This is a genomic window from Bacillus sp. P4_E1, assembly GCF_056401715.1.
This window is the reverse complement of record NZ_JBFUIV010000019.1, coordinates 50,098-69,819: the sequence shown is the minus strand read 5'-3', so window position 1 is coordinate 69,819 and position 19,722 is coordinate 50,098. Positions and strand designations below refer to the sequence as shown.

General features: G+C 35.8%; 18 protein-coding genes. 12 read left to right on the top strand and 6 right to left on the bottom strand.

Translation table 11 applies throughout. The annotated features are described in order from the left end of the window. Nucleotide 1: 1 nt before the first annotated feature. Both AC1DS7_RS22550 and AC1DS7_RS22545 read right to left on the bottom strand, forming a co-directional pair. Nucleotides 2–1,162 (bottom strand): M20 peptidase aminoacylase family protein, encoded by a 1,161-nt coding sequence (locus AC1DS7_RS22550; RefSeq protein WP_002137758.1) that lies wholly within the window; start codon nt 1,160–1,162, stop codon nt 2–4. 88 nt (nt 1,163–1,250) lie between these two features. Then, a complete protein-coding gene (locus tag AC1DS7_RS22545) occupies nt 1,251–2,159 on the bottom strand; it encodes an EamA family transporter (RefSeq protein ID WP_002033502.1) in 909 nt (302 codons plus the stop codon). A 487-nt stretch (nt 2,160–2,646) separates the two neighbouring features. Between AC1DS7_RS22545 and ccdA the strand changes: the two genes are divergently transcribed. Continuing rightward, nucleotides 2,647–3,354, top strand: coding sequence for a cytochrome c-type biogenesis protein CcdA (gene ccdA / locus AC1DS7_RS22540; protein WP_001152684.1), 708 nt, complete (start codon nt 2,647–2,649; stop codon nt 3,352–3,354). Between the two features lie 90 nt (nt 3,355–3,444). Then, nucleotides 3,445–3,951 carry a CcdC family protein gene (locus AC1DS7_RS22535; RefSeq protein ID WP_002014224.1) on the top strand — a complete coding sequence of 169 codons (507 nt, stop codon included), beginning with the start codon at nt 3,445–3,447 and terminating at the stop codon, nt 3,949–3,951. A 534-nt stretch (nt 3,952–4,485) separates the two neighbouring features. On the opposite strand, the gene AC1DS7_RS22530 is transcribed toward AC1DS7_RS22535, so the two are convergent. Both AC1DS7_RS22530 and AC1DS7_RS22525 read right to left on the bottom strand, forming a co-directional pair. Further along, on the bottom strand, nt 4,486–4,926 hold the full coding sequence (locus AC1DS7_RS22530; RefSeq protein WP_476999228.1) for a DUF2621 domain-containing protein: 441 nt from the start codon (nt 4,924–4,926) through the stop codon (nt 4,486–4,488). Nucleotides 4,927–5,035: 109 nt separating this feature from the next. Continuing rightward, a complete protein-coding gene (locus AC1DS7_RS22525; protein ID WP_002033506.1) occupies nt 5,036–5,332 on the bottom strand; it encodes a hypothetical protein in 297 nt (98 codons plus the stop codon). A gap of 253 nt (nt 5,333–5,585) precedes the next feature. Between AC1DS7_RS22525 and AC1DS7_RS22520 the strand changes: the two genes are divergently transcribed. Both AC1DS7_RS22520 and AC1DS7_RS22515 read left to right on the top strand, forming a co-directional pair. Then, entirely contained in the window at nt 5,586–6,164 is a 579-nt protein-coding gene (locus AC1DS7_RS22520) for an AAA family ATPase (protein ID WP_002128548.1), read from the top strand. Between the two features lie 4 nt (nt 6,165–6,168). Continuing rightward, complete coding sequence (locus AC1DS7_RS22515) at nt 6,169–6,732, top strand: DJ-1/PfpI family protein (RefSeq protein ID WP_476999233.1); 564 nt, start codon at nt 6,169–6,171, stop codon at nt 6,730–6,732. 13 nt (nt 6,733–6,745) lie between these two features. On the opposite strand, the gene AC1DS7_RS22510 is transcribed toward AC1DS7_RS22515, so the two are convergent. Next, the gene (locus AC1DS7_RS22510) at nt 6,746–7,714 is read right to left on the bottom strand and encodes a class I SAM-dependent methyltransferase (RefSeq protein WP_085960791.1); all 969 of its coding nucleotides are present in this window, start codon (nt 7,712–7,714) and stop codon (nt 6,746–6,748) included. Between the two features lie 181 nt (nt 7,715–7,895). Between AC1DS7_RS22510 and hutP the strand changes: the two genes are divergently transcribed. The 6 genes from hutP to AC1DS7_RS22480 all read left to right on the top strand — a co-directional run bounded on the left by hutP (nt 7,896) and on the right by AC1DS7_RS22480 (nt 14,626). Continuing rightward, nucleotides 7,896–8,336, top strand: coding sequence for a hut operon transcriptional regulator HutP (gene hutP / locus AC1DS7_RS22505; RefSeq protein ID WP_000926519.1), 441 nt, complete (start codon nt 7,896–7,898; stop codon nt 8,334–8,336). Nucleotides 8,337–8,438: 102 nt separating this feature from the next. Beyond that, nucleotides 8,439–9,956 (top strand): histidine ammonia-lyase, encoded by a 1,518-nt coding sequence (gene hutH, locus AC1DS7_RS22500; protein ID WP_002033511.1) that lies wholly within the window; start codon nt 8,439–8,441, stop codon nt 9,954–9,956. Between the two features lie 23 nt (nt 9,957–9,979). After that, nucleotides 9,980–11,638 carry a urocanate hydratase gene (hutU, locus tag AC1DS7_RS22495; protein WP_002033512.1) on the top strand — a complete coding sequence of 553 codons (1,659 nt, stop codon included), beginning with the start codon at nt 9,980–9,982 and terminating at the stop codon, nt 11,636–11,638. A 12-nt stretch (nt 11,639–11,650) separates the two neighbouring features. Continuing rightward, a complete protein-coding gene (gene hutI, locus AC1DS7_RS22490) occupies nt 11,651–12,922 on the top strand; it encodes an imidazolonepropionase (RefSeq protein WP_012261421.1) in 1,272 nt (423 codons plus the stop codon). Further along, a complete protein-coding gene (hutG, locus tag AC1DS7_RS22485; RefSeq protein ID WP_012261420.1) occupies nt 12,901–13,872 on the top strand; it encodes a formimidoylglutamase in 972 nt (323 codons plus the stop codon). Before hutI ends, hutG begins: the two co-directional genes overlap by 22 nt. A 292-nt stretch (nt 13,873–14,164) precedes the next feature. Continuing rightward, entirely contained in the window at nt 14,165–14,626 is a 462-nt protein-coding gene (locus AC1DS7_RS22480) for a CarD family transcriptional regulator (protein ID WP_476999227.1), read from the top strand. Between the two features lie 533 nt (nt 14,627–15,159). Here the strand turns inward: AC1DS7_RS22480 and AC1DS7_RS22475 are convergent. Beyond that, nucleotides 15,160–16,254, bottom strand: coding sequence for an NAD(P)-dependent alcohol dehydrogenase (locus AC1DS7_RS22475; RefSeq protein ID WP_002142740.1), 1,095 nt, complete (start codon nt 16,252–16,254; stop codon nt 15,160–15,162). A 432-nt stretch (nt 16,255–16,686) separates the two neighbouring features. On the opposite strand from AC1DS7_RS22475, the gene AC1DS7_RS22470 reads away from it, so the two are divergent. Together AC1DS7_RS22470 and AC1DS7_RS22465 are read left to right on the top strand one after the other, a co-directional pair. Next, nucleotides 16,687–17,814 carry an alkene reductase gene (locus tag AC1DS7_RS22470; protein ID WP_002142739.1) on the top strand — a complete coding sequence of 376 codons (1,128 nt, stop codon included), beginning with the start codon at nt 16,687–16,689 and terminating at the stop codon, nt 17,812–17,814. A gap of 67 nt (nt 17,815–17,881) precedes the next feature. Then, a complete protein-coding gene (locus tag AC1DS7_RS22465) occupies nt 17,882–19,450 on the top strand; it encodes an FMN-binding glutamate synthase family protein (protein ID WP_002142738.1) in 1,569 nt (522 codons plus the stop codon). The last annotated feature ends 272 nt before the right edge of the window (nt 19,451–19,722 follow it).

The following is a 19,722-nucleotide window of genomic DNA, read 5'->3' as shown; positions in this document are numbered from 1 at the left end:
CTTAACGGCTTTTTGTTTGTAATAATTGATGAATAGCTTCTTCGGCTAATAGGGCGAAATACTCTGCGCTAATAGGCAATGCTTTTTCATCTACTGTAAAAGCTGGATGATGCCATTCATGTGTACCACTTGTTCCCATAAAGACGAATGAACCTGGTATTTCTTGTTGGTAAAAAGAAAAGTCTTCTCCTGCCATTGATGGTGTAGGAGAGATAACGTTTAGATTCATTTTCTCTGCAATATGAATAGAAAAATCAGTGAGTACTTTATCGTTTTGAACGGCAGGAGGACCTGGATAAAATCGGAATTCTGTTTTTACACCTAGTGCATCAGAAACGCCTTTAATGATACGTTTCATTAATGCCGGAATCTTTTCACGTGTTTCAGCTTGGAATGTACGGACAGTTCCTTCTAATATTGCTTTTTCGGGAATAACGTTCCACGTATTCCCTGAATGAATGTTTGTTACACTTACGACAGCGTTATGAGAAGAACTAATATTTCGGCTTACAATCGTTTGAAGTGCCATAACGATTTGAGATGATGCAACGATAGGATCGACGCCGGCATCAGGCACAGCTGCATGTGTACCAACACCATGGATTTCAATTTCAAATCGATCAACTCCGGCCATTAGTGGCCCATCTTTAATACCGATTGTACCTACTGGTAAATCAGGTTTATTATGCATACCGAAAATAGCTTGCACGCCACGTAAATGCCCAGCTTCAATAACTTTGCAAGCACCATTACTACTTTCTTCAGCTGGCTGGAATATAAGGCGGACAGTTCCGTTAAGAGAAGATTCTTTTTCCTTTAATAAATAGGCTGCACCAATAATAGCAGCTGTATGAAAATCATGCCCACAAGCATGCATTTTACCTTGTATTTTTGAAGTGTATGGAAGGTCTGTTTCTTCCTGGATAGGAAGGGCATCGATATCAGCACGAAGCGCTACAACCGGTCCGTTTTTATTACCAGAAATTTCAGCGATAACTCCTGTTTCTAAATTGGAATCAATAATAGTGATATTGGCCTCGTCTAACCAATTTTTTATCGCTTTTGTCGTTTCAAATTCTTCGTATGATAGTTCTGGATTTTCATGTAAATGCCGGCGAATGGAAATAAGTTTTTCTGTTAATTGATCAGGAATAGATGCCACTTATTATGCCCTCTTTCTTAAGTGAAATATTTGTATTAATTATACAATAATAAAAGAGAGGATTCTCAAATGAAAATCCTCTCTCGTTTTATGCTGCAACTTTTTTATGAGTATGCTGTTTTTTATAACGTCCACGCATTGCGTATGCAATTTGCGGAATTGCGATACCGATTAAAATAAGTGATACACCGATCCATTGTGAAGATAGTACAGCTTCTTTTAAAACGAATACAGACATAATTGTTGTAACTGGCAGTTCTGCTGCACCAAGAATAGTTGCTAATCCAGAACCGATTTTTGGAATGCCAATTGTAAAGGCAATAGATGGAATAACGATACTAAATATTCCTAATCCTAAGCCGTATTTCCAAAGGCCTTGAGAGATCGCCCCATTAAAAATAAATGTTGGCGGGAATACGATCATGACTAAAGTTAAAGCGCCAGCCATTAAAAGGACACCGCGTGTTAATGAAGGTACTTCAACGGCAACTTTCCCGCTTACGAAAATGTATGTTGCAAATGTAACAGCAGATAATAAGCCTAAAATGATTCCAGTCGTATCGAAATCACCAGCTGATGTTTCTAATAACCCACTTGATAAAAATGTACCTGCAAGTAAGAAGATTACTGAAATAACTTTTTCTCTTGAAGGTAATGTTTTTGTTGCGACTGCTTCAATGATAATCCCAACCCAAACGAACTGGAATAAAAGTATAATTGCAATAGAAGCTGGTACAGTTTTTAAAGAAGCGTAATAAAAAATTCCAGTAAAACTTGCAGACGTTCCTGCGACGAATAAAATTAACATTTGTTTTAGTGGAACACGATGTCTAGAAAATAGAAGTGTAATAGCAAGTAAAATAATCCAACCGAACAAATACTGGCTACCAATTACCTCTCCAAGTGAAAACCCTTCTGCATATGCAAGTTTAACAAAAATAGCTAAAACCCCATAACTACACGCTCCTAATAAAACTAAAAGAGAATAACGAAGCATGAAAAATTCCTCCCATCTATATGAAATTGTTCCGTGACGGACATATATAACTAGAGGGAAGTATACAAAATTAAAAATGAAGGGTCAAATGAAAGAAAAGTGCAAAATTTTATAGAATAATAATAAAAGTATGATATTTATGCATAATCTTGAAATTAATAATAATTAAAGTATTGTAAAATCAGCTTTATGTTGTATAAAGATAGCATTTGAAAAAAAAATTTAAGGCCAATAGGTGTGAAGTCAATTGTAATGTGCTAATCATTTGAGAAACTGTGGAACCTTTGTTATGTTAGTAACAATTAGAAAGAGTTTCATAATTCAATTGAGATTTTTCTATATAATAGAAGGGAATGAAAACGTTTTATTAGAAAATGTGTGAAAGGGTAGTTTTTCTTATTGTCATGTTGGAAAAGTGAATTCATGAAATGTCCATAGTATTTTCAATTGTTTTTGCTACAATATTGAAGAGGAGAGGAGTGGAATAATGCAAGATATTAGTATTTTTTTAGCGTTTGGAGCTGGGTTCTTATCATTTATATCCCCATGTTGCTTACCGCTTTATCCGGCATTTTTATCATACATAACAGGTATGTCGGTTTCTGAATTGAAAGAAGAAAATGCAATGCTTCGCAAAAGAAGTATGATACATACAGCGTTTTTCTTACTTGGTTTTTCAATTATTTTTATTGCAATTGGATTTGGTACAAGTTTTATTGGAGGCATCTTTACAAATTATAAAGATTTAATTAGACAGTTAGGCGGTATATTTATCATCGTGTTCGGTCTTATTATTGTCGGTGTATTTAAGCCGAAGTTTTTAATGCAAGACCGTAAATTTACGTTTAAAAATCGTCCGAGTGGCTATTTTGGATCCGTTCTAATTGGGTTGGCCTTTGCTGCTGGATGGACACCTTGTACTGGGCCTATATTAGTGTCTGTCATTGGATTAGCAGCAACAAATCCAGAATCGGCAATGATTTATATGATTGCTTACATACTTGGATTTGCTATCCCGTTTTTCGTACTTTCATTCTTTATTACGAAAATGTCTTGGATTAAAAGAAATAGTATGAAATTCATGAAGATTGGAGGATACGTTATGATTGTCATGGGTATCTTCCTATATTTTAACTGGATGACGAAAATTATCGTATATTTCTCAAGTTTATTTGGTGGTTTTACCGGTTTTTAGTATTATTCTGTGAAAATGTTGGAAATACTAACGGAAAAGCATATAATAAAATTATATTTTGCATATAGCCACAAAAAAGGATGAGAAAATATGAACATAGTTCTGTTATCAAGTATCGTTGCTGTTTGTATGGCTGTCGGTGCGATGTTTATTCGTTTAAAAGCAGCTAAGAAACCTGCAACATTGAAAAAAATTATACTTCCCCCATTTTTTATGAGCACGGGAGCGTTGATGTTTGTTTTTCCTGAATTTCGATTAACTCCAGCAGAAATGTTAGAAGCAATTGGCGTCGGTTTGTTTTTCTCTATTTTTCTTATTAAAACATCTAAATTTGAAATTAGAGGACAAGAGATTTATTTGAAGCGTTCAAAAGCATTTGTTTTTATACTAATTGGATTACTTGTCGTGCGGATTGTATTTAAAACATACTTAAGCCAATCTCTTGATTTAGGACAACTTAGTGGCATGTTCTTCTTACTTGCGTTTGCAATGATCGTTTCATGGAGAATTGCAATGTACCGTTCCTTTACGAAATTACAGAAGGAAATGGAAAAAGAAGATGGTTTTTATAATGAAAAAGATATGAAGTTAACGTAAAGAGTGTTATATGTATAAAGAAACAACGTCTGATTAGACGTTGTTTTTTGTTAATCACTGAAAGGTAACTTCCTCAATTCTAGTTGTGATGTATAAATTGTCGACCATCGAAGAAGGAATTTAAGTTTGACGTTACGAATGGACCGATATAAGGAATACTATTTGGTTTGAAGTTTTATCACCGGTAATTGATGGCTAAGTTAGATTAGGTTGGATCGTATAGGAGACGTTCCTTCATTAACAATTACTCCACTTGATGGTACTGATACAACATGAAAGTGGAATGTTAATGACGAAATTTCACTTAGCTTAAGTGTCTTGAGCCGAATCTAATATTGCAAATATAAATGCAACAGGATGAATTGCTGCGAATACAACATATACCTCTGTAAATATTACAGGTACTGGTGATACGATTTATACGAGTGCTGTAGGGTTACAGATAGATTTAGCGAAAGCGAGATTAATTGCTACAAAATCAGTAACTGTAAGTTGAGCTTATAAAAAAGATTGCTATAAAATAGCAATCTTTTTTTACGAAGGGTATTTTGTTAGTAAAGATTGATAATGAGAATAATCAATCTTTTTTTCTTGTAGTTTTTTAACTAAAAATTTATGATCACGCTTTGGTGTGGCGATGATATATCCTTTAATAATTAAATCTTGTGTAATTTTAGAGGCATTTTCTTGTAATGCTAGTTCTCCGATTTTGCCAGCAATTTTTGACTTAGCAACATCGCGAAATAATTCCGGAACGGGACTTACTAGTTCTTCTAACAATTGTTTTTGTTCGTCAGCCCATAAGTGTCTTGTTTTATTAATATAGTGATCTTCCCAATCCAAAATGGACATACCGTCTTCTTTCGGTAACCGTTTTAGGAATTTTCTGAACATGAAATATCCACCAATGKACATAAGCCCTAATAATACAACAGTCCAAACGACTATAAACCAACTAAACCATCCTTCAAGCAATTGTATGCCCTCCTTTAACGAAAGCAATATTTTGTATTTTATTTATATTATAAGCAATGAGATTCATAGAAAGCAAGAACGCTTGATCATTTTGACCAAGCGTTGTGATTTAAACGAAGTATAGTTGTTCAACACATAAAATATCATTGTCATTTTCTACATATTCAATGATGAGTGTGCCAACTTTACGATCTTTATCTTCAGTTGTGAAAATAGAGTAAGAAGTAAAACGTGTTGTTGATAGGCCGCTTATATGTGTAGGTAAAGGAATGTAGTCGTTATCGCGGAAGAATTCCATCAGTTCAATATCTTCAAATTCTTTTCGGTCAACTTGTTTGTTTGTATAGCGGCGTTGAAGTTGTTTTAAAGATGCATTCCAAGAAATTGCTTTTGTGTCGTATACCATTGTTCTATCTCCTTACTGTATGTAATTATTAAGAACATACGTTCTAATCTAGTATACTCTTTTTATAAGAAAAGGGAAAGCAAAAAATAATGTAAGCTTGGATTTCCAAGCTTACATTATTTTGCGTCCGTCATAATCTCTATTTTTTATTATAAGTTAGATAAGAATAAGAAACAAGATGATATATATCTTGTTGATAGTTTTTAAAATTCTGTTTATTATTTATGTAATACAGTACAAGGGAATGAGAGGGATGACATACGTAATTTCACTCCAAGGACCGATGGCAAGTGGGAAAACAACATTGGCAAAAAGGTTAGAGCAATATGAGCTTTCAATTATATACGAAAATCCATATCCAATTGTAGAAAAAAGAAAAGAATTACATTTAGATATGAACTCAAAAGAGGGGTTTATTACAAATCAAAAAATGTTTATTGAAGCAAAAATAAAAGAGTTTCAAAATGTGAAAAGCTCAGTCGTGATTTTTGATCGTGGACCAGAAGATATTGAATTTTATACACTCTTTTATCCGAAGATGATAGGGAAAGAGTGGGGTATAGAAACAGAATTAAAAGATGAATTGTATAAATTAAGAGAATGCCGTTCGGATGCAATTTTTTATTTAGATGTTTCGAAAGAGAGTTTGTATGATAGGAGAAATAATGATAGGACAAGAAATCGAAGTACATTTGAGGAACAATTTAAATTAGTAGAAGTTGAAAAAGAATGGTATAAACAATTTCCCGTAACTTATGTGGACACTAATATATTATCAGTGGACGAATTAGAGGCATATTTTATAGGGTGGCTAAGGGAGAAAAGGCTATGAAAAAATATTATTATTCGTATATCCGACATTTGCAGAGTTTGAAATAACGGTAGCAACAGCATTGCTGAAAAAGAAATATGAAATCATTACAGCGGGTTTAACAAAAGAAATGATTATAAGTGAAACAGGCTTACAAGTACAGCCGTATATAGAATTAAGTGAAGTGCGTGTAGAAGAATATGAGGGGATTATCATTCCGGGCGGAGATGAAATACATATGAAAGAGGCGAAACTGCTTTTTTCAGTTATTCGTCAATTTTCTGAGCAAGGAAAATTAGTGGCAGCGATTTGTGCTGGACCGTATGCGTTAGCAAGGGCAGGTTTACTAAAAGAAATCTCTTATACAGTGACTATAGATTATCAAAAATTAGATTGTTTTCCAGTAGAAAATTTTGTGTATACAGAAGTTGTACAGCACGCAAATATTATTACAGCACAAGGACATGCATTTGTGCCATTTGGACTAGCGATTGCCTCCTATTTTGGAGTAGTGAATGAACATAATACAAATTTTTATAGTGGAAAGGGCAATATAATGATGGAGAATCTTTTACCGGAAAACGTGTAAAAGCTAGCGAATGCTAGCTCTTTTCTTTTTTACATCGATAAATAACTAACGTTTTCGGATCGCGCCATATACCGTTATGAAATGATAAATCATTTTCTATTTCTTCTTTTAGCCATTCCTTCATTTCGGTGTGAAGGGACATATTATCAGGTATATTCAGCGACGGGAACATGCTAGAAATATAGTTAACGATTGGAGTGGCATGATGAAAAACAAGTGCATTATGAATAATTGTTTCTTCAACAGTTGAAAAAACAGAGTGTAATAGATCTTTACCATTTTCTAAACAAAATGGAGCTACTGACGGTGATGTTTTCGGTAAATCAAATGTGACTAACATTTTGTTACACATTTCATCTATACGAGGTAATGAAACTTTAGAATTTGTTGTAGCTAAAAGGGCGCCGCCAGGACGAATTATCTTATGGAATCCTTGAATAGTTTTTTCGACATCTTTCATGTGGTATAACATATGCCTTGCGATTAGCAGGTCATAACAATTAGCTTCGAAAGGAAGTTTACTAGCGTCACCGAGTTTCCATTCAATCATATTATTCGTTATAGCAGCTTCAGAAAGCATAGTTTCGGATTGATCAAAACCAGTTAGATGTCCTTTATGACCATTAGTTTGCAAAAGGGAAAGAAATTTTCCGTTAGCACACCCGACCTCTAATATTTTTTCTTCACCTTGGAGTTGTAAATGTTCAATGACGACTTCATCTACATTCACTTGTTTTTCTTCGTAATGTTTATGCGTATCGATACGTGTTTGTAAATGGTTACTTACGTTGTATTGGCGTTTTACATCATTCATTTTTTCACATTCCACCTTTATGCAAAATTGCTGAATCGCATGTGTTAATACATCTGTTTTATTTAAACCTTCGTAATGGAGTGCGTCTTCAAACCTTGTAAGTAATTTTTCTTCAATTCGAAAATGAATATCTTTTCGCTTCGCCACTGAAATTTCGCCCCTTTGCATCTGTTAGTGAGACTATAGCACGTCTGAAAAAAATCTGTAAATAAATTGTGTACACAAGTACAAGTATGAGAGGGATAAAAAATTGCTTGAATAATATTTTAAACTATTGACGATTTAACCGTTTTCATATATTCTTAAATTAAGTAATATTCAAATAATTCAAAAGAAATGAGAGAGTCACATGCTTCTTCAAGGAACACATCGAATTGGTCGTATGGCCATGCTGTTGGCACTTGCGGATGAGAATGAAAGTCCCGTATTATCTATTCCGAAAGGTTGGAAATATTGTACTGGGAAAGTTGGTTCTATGAATTCGCAAAAAGTAGTAGCAGCAATGGAAACAGCGGCTAAGAGCAACCGAGTTATTGAAACAGATGTTTACAGAGAAACACATGCACTTTATCATGCAATTATGGAAGCTTTGTACGGAGTGACGAGAGGTCAAATTCAGTTAGCAGACGTTCTTCGTACAGTAGGACTTCGCTTTGCGATTGTGCGCGGTACACCATACGACGGAAAAAAAGAAGGCGAATGGGTTGCTGTTGCACTTTATGGAACGATTGGTGCACCTGTAAAAGGATCTGAGCATGAGGCGATTGGTTTAGGAATTAATCACATATGATTTGCCCATAGTCTATTAGTTAGAAGGGGGCCTTATTTTTTAGGACAGAAGTCTGTCTTAAAAAGATAAGGTCCCCTTTTGCCTTTATAAGGAGGAAAAAGAATGATTACGTTAACAGGACACACATTGACAGTTGAAGAAATGAAGAGGTTGTTACTTGAAGGTGAAGGTGTAACAGCTTGCCCAACTAGTATGCAAAAAGTGGCAGAGTGCCGCGAAGTTGTCGAGAAAATTGTAGAGGACGGAAAAGTCGTTTACGGTATTACAACTGGATTTGGAAAGTTTAGTGATGTACTTATTCAAAAAGATGATGTAAAAGCACTTCAACACAACTTAATTCAGTCACATGCGTGCGGAATAGGCGATCCATTCCCTGAAGAAGTATCACGCGGTATGTTGATTTTACGAGCTAATACGATGTTAAAAGGAGTATCGGGTGTTAGACCACTTGTTGTAAACATGCTTCTTGAGTTTGTAAATCGTAAAATTCATCCAGTCGTTCCGCAACAAGGATCACTAGGAGCGAGCGGTGATTTAGCACCTTTATCTCATCTTGCTCTCGTTTTATTAGGTGAAGGTGAAGTGTTCTACAAAGGAAAACGAGTTCATGCGATGGTTGCTCTTACAGAAGAAGGACTTGAACCTATTGAACTTGAAGCAAAAGAAGGTCTTGCGTTAATCAATGGTACGCAGGCAATGACAGCGCAAGGGGTTCTTTCTTATATAGAAGCTGAAGCAAGTGCTTATCAATCAGAATTAATTGCATCGATGACAATGGAAGGATTACGCGGCATTATTGATGCATTCGATGAAAATGTTCATAAAGCGCGTGGTTATAAAGAGCAAGTCGAAGTGGCAAGCAGAATTCGTGATATTCTTCATGATAGTAAACTTGTGACAAAACAAGGAGAACTTCGTGTACAAGATGCATATTCACTTCGTTGTATCCCGCAAGTTCACGGTGCTTCTTGGCAAGTTTTAAATTATGTGAAAGAAAAATTAGAAATTGAAATGAATGCAGCAACAGATAATCCACTTATTTTTGATGGCGGTGAAAAAGTAATCTCTGGTGGTAATTTCCACGGACAACCAATTGCATTTGCAATGGACTTCTTAAAAGTAGGGATGGCGGAGCTTGCAAATATTTCAGAGCGCCGTATTGAACGCCTAGTAAATCCGCAATTAAATGACTTACCACCATTTTTAAGTCCAGAACCAGGACTTCAATCAGGTGCCATGATTATGCAATATGCAGCGGCTTCACTCGTTTCAGAAAATAAAACGTTAGCTCATCCAGCGAGTGTAGATTCAATTCCGTCTTCAGCTAACCAAGAAGATCACGTAAGTATGGGAACAATAGCTTCACGTCATGCGCATCAAATTATTCAAAATGCAAGACGCGTTCTTGCAATTGAGATGATCTGTGCGATGCAAGCAGCAGAATATCGCGGAATTGAAAACATGAGTACAGTTACAAAAACGTTCTATCATCAAGGTCGTCAGCAAGTGCCATCTATTACAAATGACCGTATATTCTCAACGGATATTGAAAATATCGCGCATTGGTTAAAAACGAATTATTCAATAAAGGAAAGATTGGATGTAAATGCAGCACTATAAAACGAGAAAAGGGAGAGATTGAAATGGAAAAAGTACAACAAACAATTCGTGCGGCAAGAGGTACTGAGTTACAAACGAAAGGATGGGTTCAAGAAGCTGCACTTCGAATGTTAATGAACAATTTAGATCCTGAAGTAGCTGAAAAACCAGAAGAATTAGTTGTATATGGCGGAATTGGCCGTGCAGCTCGTAATTGGGAAAGCTACCATGCAATTGTTGATTCATTAAAAACGTTAGAAAACGATGAAACGTTACTTGTTCAATCAGGAAAACCGGTAGCAATTTTTAAATCACATGAAGATGCGCCTCGCGTTCTTTTAGCGAACTCAAACTTAGTACCGAAGTGGGCGAACTGGGATCACTTCCGTGAACTAGAGAAAAAAGGTCTTATGATGTACGGACAAATGACAGCGGGTAGCTGGATTTACATTGGGACACAAGGGATTTTACAAGGAACATATGAAACATTTGGTGAAGCGGCACGTCAACATTTCGATGGTTCATTAAAAGGTACTGTAACGATTACTGCTGGTTTAGGTGGCATGGGTGGCGCACAACCGCTTGCTGTAACGATGAACGGCGGTGTTGTAATTGCTATTGATGTAGATAAGCGTAGTATCGATCGTCGTATTGAAAAGAGATATTGTGATAAGTATACAGAATCATTAGAAGAAGCATTGGCTATTGCAAACGAATATAAAGAGAAGAAAGAGCCTATTTCAATTGGATTATTAGGTAATGCAGCAGAAATTTTACCTGAGTTAGTAAACCGTAATATTATCCCTGACTTAGTTACGGATCAAACTTCTGCCCATGATCCATTAAACGGTTATATTCCAGTAGGTTACACAGTAGAAGAAGCAGCGAAGCTTCGTGAAGAAGATCCAGAACGTTACGTACAATTATCAAAAGAAAGTATGAAAAAACATGTAGAAGCAATGCTTGCAATGCAAGAAAAAGGCGCGATTACATTTGATTACGGAAATAACATTCGCCAAGTTGCTTTCGATGAAGGATTAAAAAATGCTTTCGATTTCCCGGGATTCGTTCCAGCATTTATCCGTCCATTATTCTGTGAAGGAAAAGGACCATTCCGCTGGGTAGCACTTTCTGGTGATCCAGAAGATATTTATAAAACAGACGAAGTTATTTTACGCGAGTTCGCGGATAATGAGCATTTATGTAATTGGATTCGTATGGCACGTCAGCAAGTTGAGTTCCAAGGTCTTCCATCACGTATTTGTTGGCTTGGTTATGGCGAGCGTGCGAAATTTGGCCGCATTATTAATGAAATGGTGGCTAATGGTGAATTATCAGCACCGATCGTTATCGGCCGTGACCATTTAGATTGTGGATCAGTAGCATCTCCAAACCGTGAAACAGAATCTATGAAAGACGGTAGTGATGCAGTAGCAGACTGGCCAATTTTAAATGCATTAATTAACAGTGTAAACGGTGCAAGCTGGGTGTCTGTTCATCACGGTGGTGGCGTTGGTATGGGTTATTCACTTCACGCTGGAATGGTTATCGTTGCAGATGGAACAGAAGCAGCGGCAAAACGTATTGAACGCGTATTAACTTCTGACCCTGGTATGGGTGTTGTTCGTCACGTTGATGCTGGCTATGACTTAGCGGTTCAAACTGCGAAAGAAAAAGGCGTTAACATCCCAATGATGAAATAAGGAGGAAGAAACATGCTGGACACTTTACTAATAAATATCGGTCAATTACTAACAATGGATCAAGAAGATGGCTTGTTAAGACGGGAAGCGATGAATACGCTTCCTGTTATTGAAAACGGTGCGGTTGGAATTGAAAATGGTGTAGTTACTTTCGTTGGAACAGCGGAAGAAGCTAAAGGATTACAAGCGAAAGAGGTTATTGATTGCGACGGGAAAATGGTTTCTCCTGGTCTTGTTGATCCGCATACTCATCTTGTATTTGGTGGATCTCGTGAAAATGAAATCGCGCTAAAACTACAAGGAGTTCCGTACTTGGAAATTTTAGAACAAGGTGGAGGTATTCTTTCAACTGTAAATGCAACGAAACAAGCGTCGAAAGAAGAACTTGTTCAAAAAGCTAAATTCCATTTAGACCGTATGCTATCTTTTGGAGTTACAACTGTAGAAGCGAAGAGTGGTTACGGATTGGATGATGAGACAGAATGGAAACAATTAGAGGCAACTGCACAATTACAAAAAGAGCATTCAATTGATTTAGTTTCAACATTTTTAGGTGCTCATGCAGTTCCGAAAGAGTATAAAGGAAGATCGAAAGAATTTTTACAATGGATGCTAGATTTATTACCGGAAATGAAAGAGAAGCAATTAGCTGAGTTCGTTGATATTTTCTGCGAAACAGGTGTGTTCTCTGTAGAAGAATCAAAAGAATTTTTATTAAAAGCGAAAGAGCTTGGCTTTGATGTGAAAATTCATGCAGATGAAATCGACCCTCTTGGTGGTGCGGAAGCAGCGGCTGAAATTGGTGCAGCATCAGCGGACCATTTAGTTGGCGCTTCTGATAAAGGAATTGAAATGCTTGCGAATTCTAATACAGTAGCAACTTTATTACCAGGAACAACTTTCTATTTAAATAAAGAAAGCTTCGCACGCGGCCGCAAAATGATTGATGAAGGTGTTGCAGTTGCTTTAGCTACAGACTTTAACCCAGGTAGCTGTCCAACTGAAAACATTCAGCTTATTATGAGCATTGCGATGCTGAAACTGAAAATGACACCAGAAGAAGTTTGGAATGCGGTAACAGTGAACTCATCTTATGCCATTAATCGAGGCGATGTAGCTGGGAAAATTAGAGTTGGTCGTAAGGCGGATTTAGTTTTATGGGATGCTTATAATTACGCTTATGTACCGTACCATTACGGCGTAAGTCATGTAAATACAGTATGGAAGAATGGGAATATCGCATATACAAGAGGTGAACAATCGTGGAGCACGGCCACTATTTAAAGAAAAATGCAAAGTTTATCGATCGTGAAGTGACGAAGTGGAGCGAAATGATTAAAAATTGGGAGGAAGGTGTGGAAATATTCGGTGCTGCCTTAATTGGAGCGCCCCTTTCTAAACCATCTATTAGCCATTCAGGAGCATGTTTTGCACCAAAAACAATTCGTTCAATGTTGGATGCATATAGCACGTACGCAATTACAGAAGAACACGATATGAAAGAAAGTGTTCTTCATGATTGTGGTGATATTACGATGCATGTGACAGATATAAAAGAGAGTCATAACCGAATTGCGAAAACAGTTGGTCACTTGACGAAAGTAAATCCGAAAATGATACCAATCGTTCTTGGTGGTGACCACTCGATTAGTTTTCCGAGTATAACTGGTTTTGCAAATAGTAAAGGGAAGGTCGGTATTATTCAATTTGATGCCCATCATGATTTACGTAATTTAGATGATGGTGGTCCATCAAATGGTACACCGTTCCGTAGTTTGCTAGAAAATGATGTGATTACAGGAAAACAACTCGTTCAAATTGGGATTCGTAATTTTTCAAATGCACGAGCGTACCATGAATATGCAAAAGAGCATGGCGTGACAGTGTATACAATGAAAGATGTAAGAGAGCGAAAAATAAAAGATCTTATTTCAGAAAGTATTGAAGTATTAAGAAAACAAGATGTGACTTCTATTTATATTTCTCTTGATATGGACGTACTAGACCAAGCGTTTGCGCCGGGCTGTCCAGCAATTGGCCCTGGTGGGATGGATAGTACAACTTTACTTGATGCAATTGAATTCCTTGGTAAAGAGCCACTCGTTCAAGGGATGGATATAGTAGAAATTGATCCAACTCTTGATTTTAGGGATATGACGAGTAGAGTAGCTGTGCAAGTGATTATGAGTTTTCTTTTAGCGCGAGAAACGATTAGTAAACAGGTTAGTATATAAGCGAAGGATCGTGTGTGAAGTTTTGAAGCAACCGTTTTTGTCATTATATAAAAATACATCGCTACTTATATGTAGTGATGTGTTTTTTTTGTTTTACAAGGTATATAAAATTGGAGGAAATGGGTGTAGAAATGTAACAAAATCGCGGGTTTTTTAGTGTTTCTGTACAGCTTGAATTTTTATGTGTAAATAAATTGACATAGAAAATAATTTTGTGATATTATAAAAATTTTGCTAAAAAAATAAATGTGTGTTAAGATTGAGAAGGTTACCATATATGGAGGTGGATTATTTGTTTCAAATTGGCGATAACATCGTTTATCCAATGCACGGAGCAGGTATAATTAAAGCCATAGAAGAAAAGGAAATCTCAGGAGAAAAAAGACAGTATTATGTTATAAAAATGTCGGCTAGTAATATGGAAGTAATGATTCCTATGGGGAAAATATTGAGTTCAAATATACGACCAGTTACAGATATAAAGGCATTAACAAACATAATAGATATTTTTCAGCATGGGGAATCAGATAGATTACTTACGTGGAAACAAAGGTATAAATTAAACACTGATAAAATAAAAACGGGTAAAATACAAGAAGGTGCTGAAGTTGTACGTGATTTAWTACGTATGCAGAAAGAAAAAGCACTTAATGCAAGCGAAAAGAAAATGTTAGATAACGCACATGAATTTTTGATTAGTGAGCTGGGATTAATTGAAGGTATCACAGAAAATCAAATAAAAAGCTTTTGTTAAGATTCATTGTAGATAATGTATTACATCCCAAAAAAGATCTTGAATTTTTTGGGAATATAATTATAGAAAATCAATCATTTCAAAGACATTCAACTCTTTCAAACCACTTTTAGAGCATTAACCTCTTTTGTTATTACTACAATTTAATCCATTTTTATTTTTTAATTTCTTTTACGAATGTTCGAAGTTTAATTAAATAACTCGATAAAATAGTTACTTGATTTTTGCAATCCTGATTCACACTGGCACGGACGAGGAGCCGTAAGGATGAAAGAGAGGTAGGGCTTTCATTGTTTTAGGTATATAAGTTATTATTTTTAGAAGAATACTGAACCACTCCCACTTCTATTGTTAAGAGATTTTCCATATGTGAGGAGATAATAATTGTTTATTTTCTTTATTTAAAAGAGATAAACGAATTGTTAGCCTTATATGGTCAACTAAAAAAGGTTTCCTACTTAGGAAACCTTTTTAATTTTATTTATTTCATTTCAGGATATTTTTGTTAGTTATCGGGAAAAAGTAAACAAATGTTACTCCATTACGATAATAGGTTTAATCGTTTTTCCTGTTTTAGAATCTTCAAATGCTTGAGCAATTTCTTCAAAAGAATAGAATTGTACAAACTTATCGAATGGGAATAGTCCTTTTTCATAGAAATTAATTAATTTTGGAATGAATAGTTGCGGTACTGCATCACCTTCAACTACCCCTTTAATTGTAATAGCTTTTACGACAATTTCATTTGTTACGTTTAAAGTTAAATCCTTTTTACCAACAGCAACAGTTGCCATTGTACCTTTTACTCGTAAGCATTGAATGGATTGCAGTGTAACAGTATTTACGCCAGTTGTTTCAAATGAGTAATTAGCTCCACCGTTTGTAATTTCTTTAATTTTGGCAACTGGATCTTCGTTTAAGCTATTAATCGTGTGTGTAGCGCCTAATTCCTTCGCTAATTCTAAACGACTATCATGAATATCAATGGCAATGATTGTAGTACATCCAGCAATTTTAGCTGCCATTAAGCCACTAAGGCCAACAGCACCGGTTCCAAATACAACTAGGCTACTACCTGGTTTTGGCTGTAATGAATTTAGGATCGTACCGCTACCAGTCATAATTCCACAACCAAGTGGTCCTAACAAACGTATATCAACATCTTTTGGTACTTTTACAGTATTATTCTCATTAACAACGGCATGGTATGCGAATGAAGATTGGCCGAAGAATTGAGAAATGTCATTATTGTTAAGATCGTGTATAGGTGTTACATGGCGTTTGTTTTTTCCAGAGAAGTTTAATTCAATCATATTTTCGCAAGCAGCAGCATTACCATCTAAGCAATTTTCACAATGACCACAGTAAGAAAATCCAAGTACAACATGGTCACCAGGTTTAACCGATGTTACATTACTTCCCACTTTTTCTACAATACCAGAACCTTCATGTCCTAAAACAACTGGTTTTGGTGTTGGCATTGTACCGTCTAAAACTGTTGCATCTGTATGACATATACCCGAAGCGATAATTTTTACTAATACTTCATCGTCTTTAATCTCGTCTAAGTATACTTCTTGCATATTAAAATCTTTTTCGGGTGTAGAAACGATAGCTTTTGTTTTCATTGTTATCCTTCTTTCTAAAAATTAAATAAGAAAAAATACTTTCAACTATCTAGGAGTCTTTTATTAGTTCCTAAAATTTCGTTGGTATAATTAAAAAACAAATGAATTATTGAAACCTCGTTAGTGTAAGTTTGAACATAGTACATTGGAAACAGGTTCTTTTTGGTTAGTAAATAGTTAAATAATTAATTACCGATATATTCTATAGTAATAAAACTAGAAAAAAAGAAAACATCCACTTAATAAGTATTTTCCTCATCCACTTACTGGGCATTAGAATAAACAGTAGATTCCTGAATTTCAGAATCCTTAAAGTTAAAAACGGTTAGTTTTATTATACGAATATTCCTACGTAAGAGCGTATAAATTGACGTTACTATCTAAAAGTAAGTATGATGCGATTATAGTTAGATTTTTTTAGGGGGAAGAAAAATGACAAGTTCAAATAATAAAGCGGCAAGTATTTATGAAGGAACAAATATAAACGCTTGGGGGTCTTTTGAAAATATTGAAGAAACGAAGTTATTTCATCCGATTCAAATTGGATCTTGGTCTCTTCGTAATCGCATAGCGATGGCACCGATGACGAGATGTTTTGCAAATAATGAGACTGGGGTAGTTGGTACTGATGTAGTAGAGTATTATCAAAAACGTGCTGCTGATGGGATTGGATTAATTATTACAGAAGGAATTGTCATTAGCCCGAGAGCAAAAGGGAATCCGGGAGTACCAGGTATTTATACACAAGCGCAAATTGATTCTTGGAAACCTGTTACAGAGGCAGTACATAAAGAAGGCGGAACGATTATTGCTCAAATATGGCATGTTGGACGTATGAGTCATCACGAAATAATTGGTGGTCAAATGCCGCAAGCACCGTCTGCTATTGCTGCGGAGGGTAATGTTCCGCGTTTTCGTAAACCGTTTGATACACCAGAAGCAATGACAATAGAAGAAATAAAAGAAGTTGTCGATCAATATGCACAGGCTGCAAAAAACGCAATCGAAGCTGGATTTGATGGTGTAGAAATTCACGGTGCACACGGATATTTAATTGACCAATTTACTTATGAATTTGCGAATAAACGTACTGATAAATACGGCGGTGACTTAAAACAAAGGTTAACGTTTATGAAAGAAGTTGTTCAGGCTGTAATTGAAGCAGTTGGAGCTGATAAAACGCTTCTTCGCTTCTCTGCCTTTAAAGGTGATAATCCTACTTATATGTGGGAACATCCTGAACTTGCAATTGAAACGTTTGTAAATATGTTTAAAGAAGTTGGATTAACGATGATTCACCCTTCAACGATGAATTATACGCAAGTTATTGCTGACGGTAAGAATTTTCATCAATTAGTAAGAAAGTATTGGGATAGTACTATCGTAGGAGTAGGTAATTTGAATCCGAAAGAGGCAGAAGAAGCACTGCAAGAAGGAACAATTGATGTAGCGGCGTTCGGAAGACCATTAATCGCTAATCCAGATTTTGTTCAGCGAATTAAAAATGCTGAAAATTTGGTTGAATATGACGCGAAAGAGCATCTTGCTACATTAATTTGAATAAAGATAAAAGGAGAACACATCAGGTGTTCTCCTTTTATTATGGATTTTCATAGGAGGAAGCGGGATGAGTGAAACGCTACTCGTTATTATTAGTATATTGCTCTTATTGATGTTACTATTAATCATTTTTTTTATTATTACATTTTTTATTAAAAAACGGACGCATCATTCTATATTAAAGTTACATCCATACTTAGGAAGGATGCGTTATTTACTTGAAAAGATAGGACCGGAATTTAGGCAATATTGGTTTGATCATGATACGGATGGAAAGCCCTTTTCACGTTATGATTTTCAAAGTGTAATGTTTCTAGCAAAATATCGTTCAGAAATACTCGGTTTTGGATCAAAACGAGATTTTGATGCATCTGGATATTATATCGCTAATACATTATTTCCGAAATTAACAGATGAATTAAGTGTGAATGTAACGAAAGAACGTGAAGGGAAAAAGTATGTGATTCATAAAGAAGGGTTATTTTCACGAAGAGAAAAATTGACAGCGGATACAACGAATCTTTGGTTATATGAAGAAGACGATGCAATTATCGTCGGTGAAAACCGCAAATATCCGTGGAAACTGTATGGCATGTTTGGCGCATCAGCAACTTCTTACGGTGCGATTGGCGAAAATTATATTTTGGCAAGTGGATTTGGCGCGAAGATGGCTGGCGGTTCGTGGATTAATACGGGGGAAGGTGGTGTAATACCGGAACATTTACATACCGGTGCAAATATCATTGCCCAAATTGGTCCGGGATTATTTGGATACCGTGACGAGGACGGGGATTTTTCGATGAAGGAATTTATGGAGAAGGCGAAAGAAAGTAATATTAAAGCGTTTGAATTGAAATTTGGGCAAGGAGCAAAAATACGTGGTGGTCATTTAGAAGGACAGAAGGTAAATGAGAAAATCGCTTCCGTTCGGAAAGTACGAGAAGGAGAAACGATTAATTCACCAAATCGTTTTTCATTTATTAGTAGTGCCGCAGAGGCTTTATATTTTATTCAAGATTTACAAGAAAACGGTGGTAAACCAGTGGGCATGAAAATTGTAATTGGTCAACAAAAGCCTTTGGAAGATTTATTAAAAGCAATGAAAGAATTAAACATCTATCCAGATTTTATTACAATCGACGGTTCAGAAGGTGGATCAGGGGCAACATATAAATCGATGGCAGATAGTATGGGGCTTCCGCTTATACCGGCATTACTTACATTTATTGATACAGCAAATCATTACGGTGTCAGGAATAAATTAAAGGTGTTTGCCTCCGGGAAATTAATCACGCCAGATAAAGTGGCGATTGCTTTAGCTATCGGTGCAGATGCCGTAAATTCAGCACGCGGATTTATGATGGCAAGCGGTTGTATTATGGCACTTCAATGTAATTCAGGGCAATGCCCATCGGGGGTTGCAACTACGAATCCACACTACCAAAAAGCATTAGATCCGTATGAGAAAAAATGGCGAGTAATGAACTATGTTATTAGTATGAGATATAGTTTGTTCTCACTTGCGGCAGCAGCGGGAGTAAAGAGCCCGCGCCATTTAACGAGAGAGCATATTGTGTTTAAAGATGAGGTGGGGCGGATAGTTCCTCTTTCAGAATTGTTTCCTACTAGTAAATAGAAGATAAGCTATGTTTAATAAATTAAAAGTCATACATTCGTATGGCTTTTTTCTTTTAAAATTCAACTAATAAACGAATGAAAATAAGGTGTGAAAAAACGCCATTTTTTTCTGAATATTTTTACTTTAATTTATTTTAAAAACCGGGTAATCCACTGGGATAAAGGCGTTTATAAAGGTTTTCACATGTAGTGAAAAGGGCTTGTTCACTTGAAAGAACAAAAAATGTTTGTTAAGGTAGGGAACCATAAGCGAAAACAAGAAAATAGAAA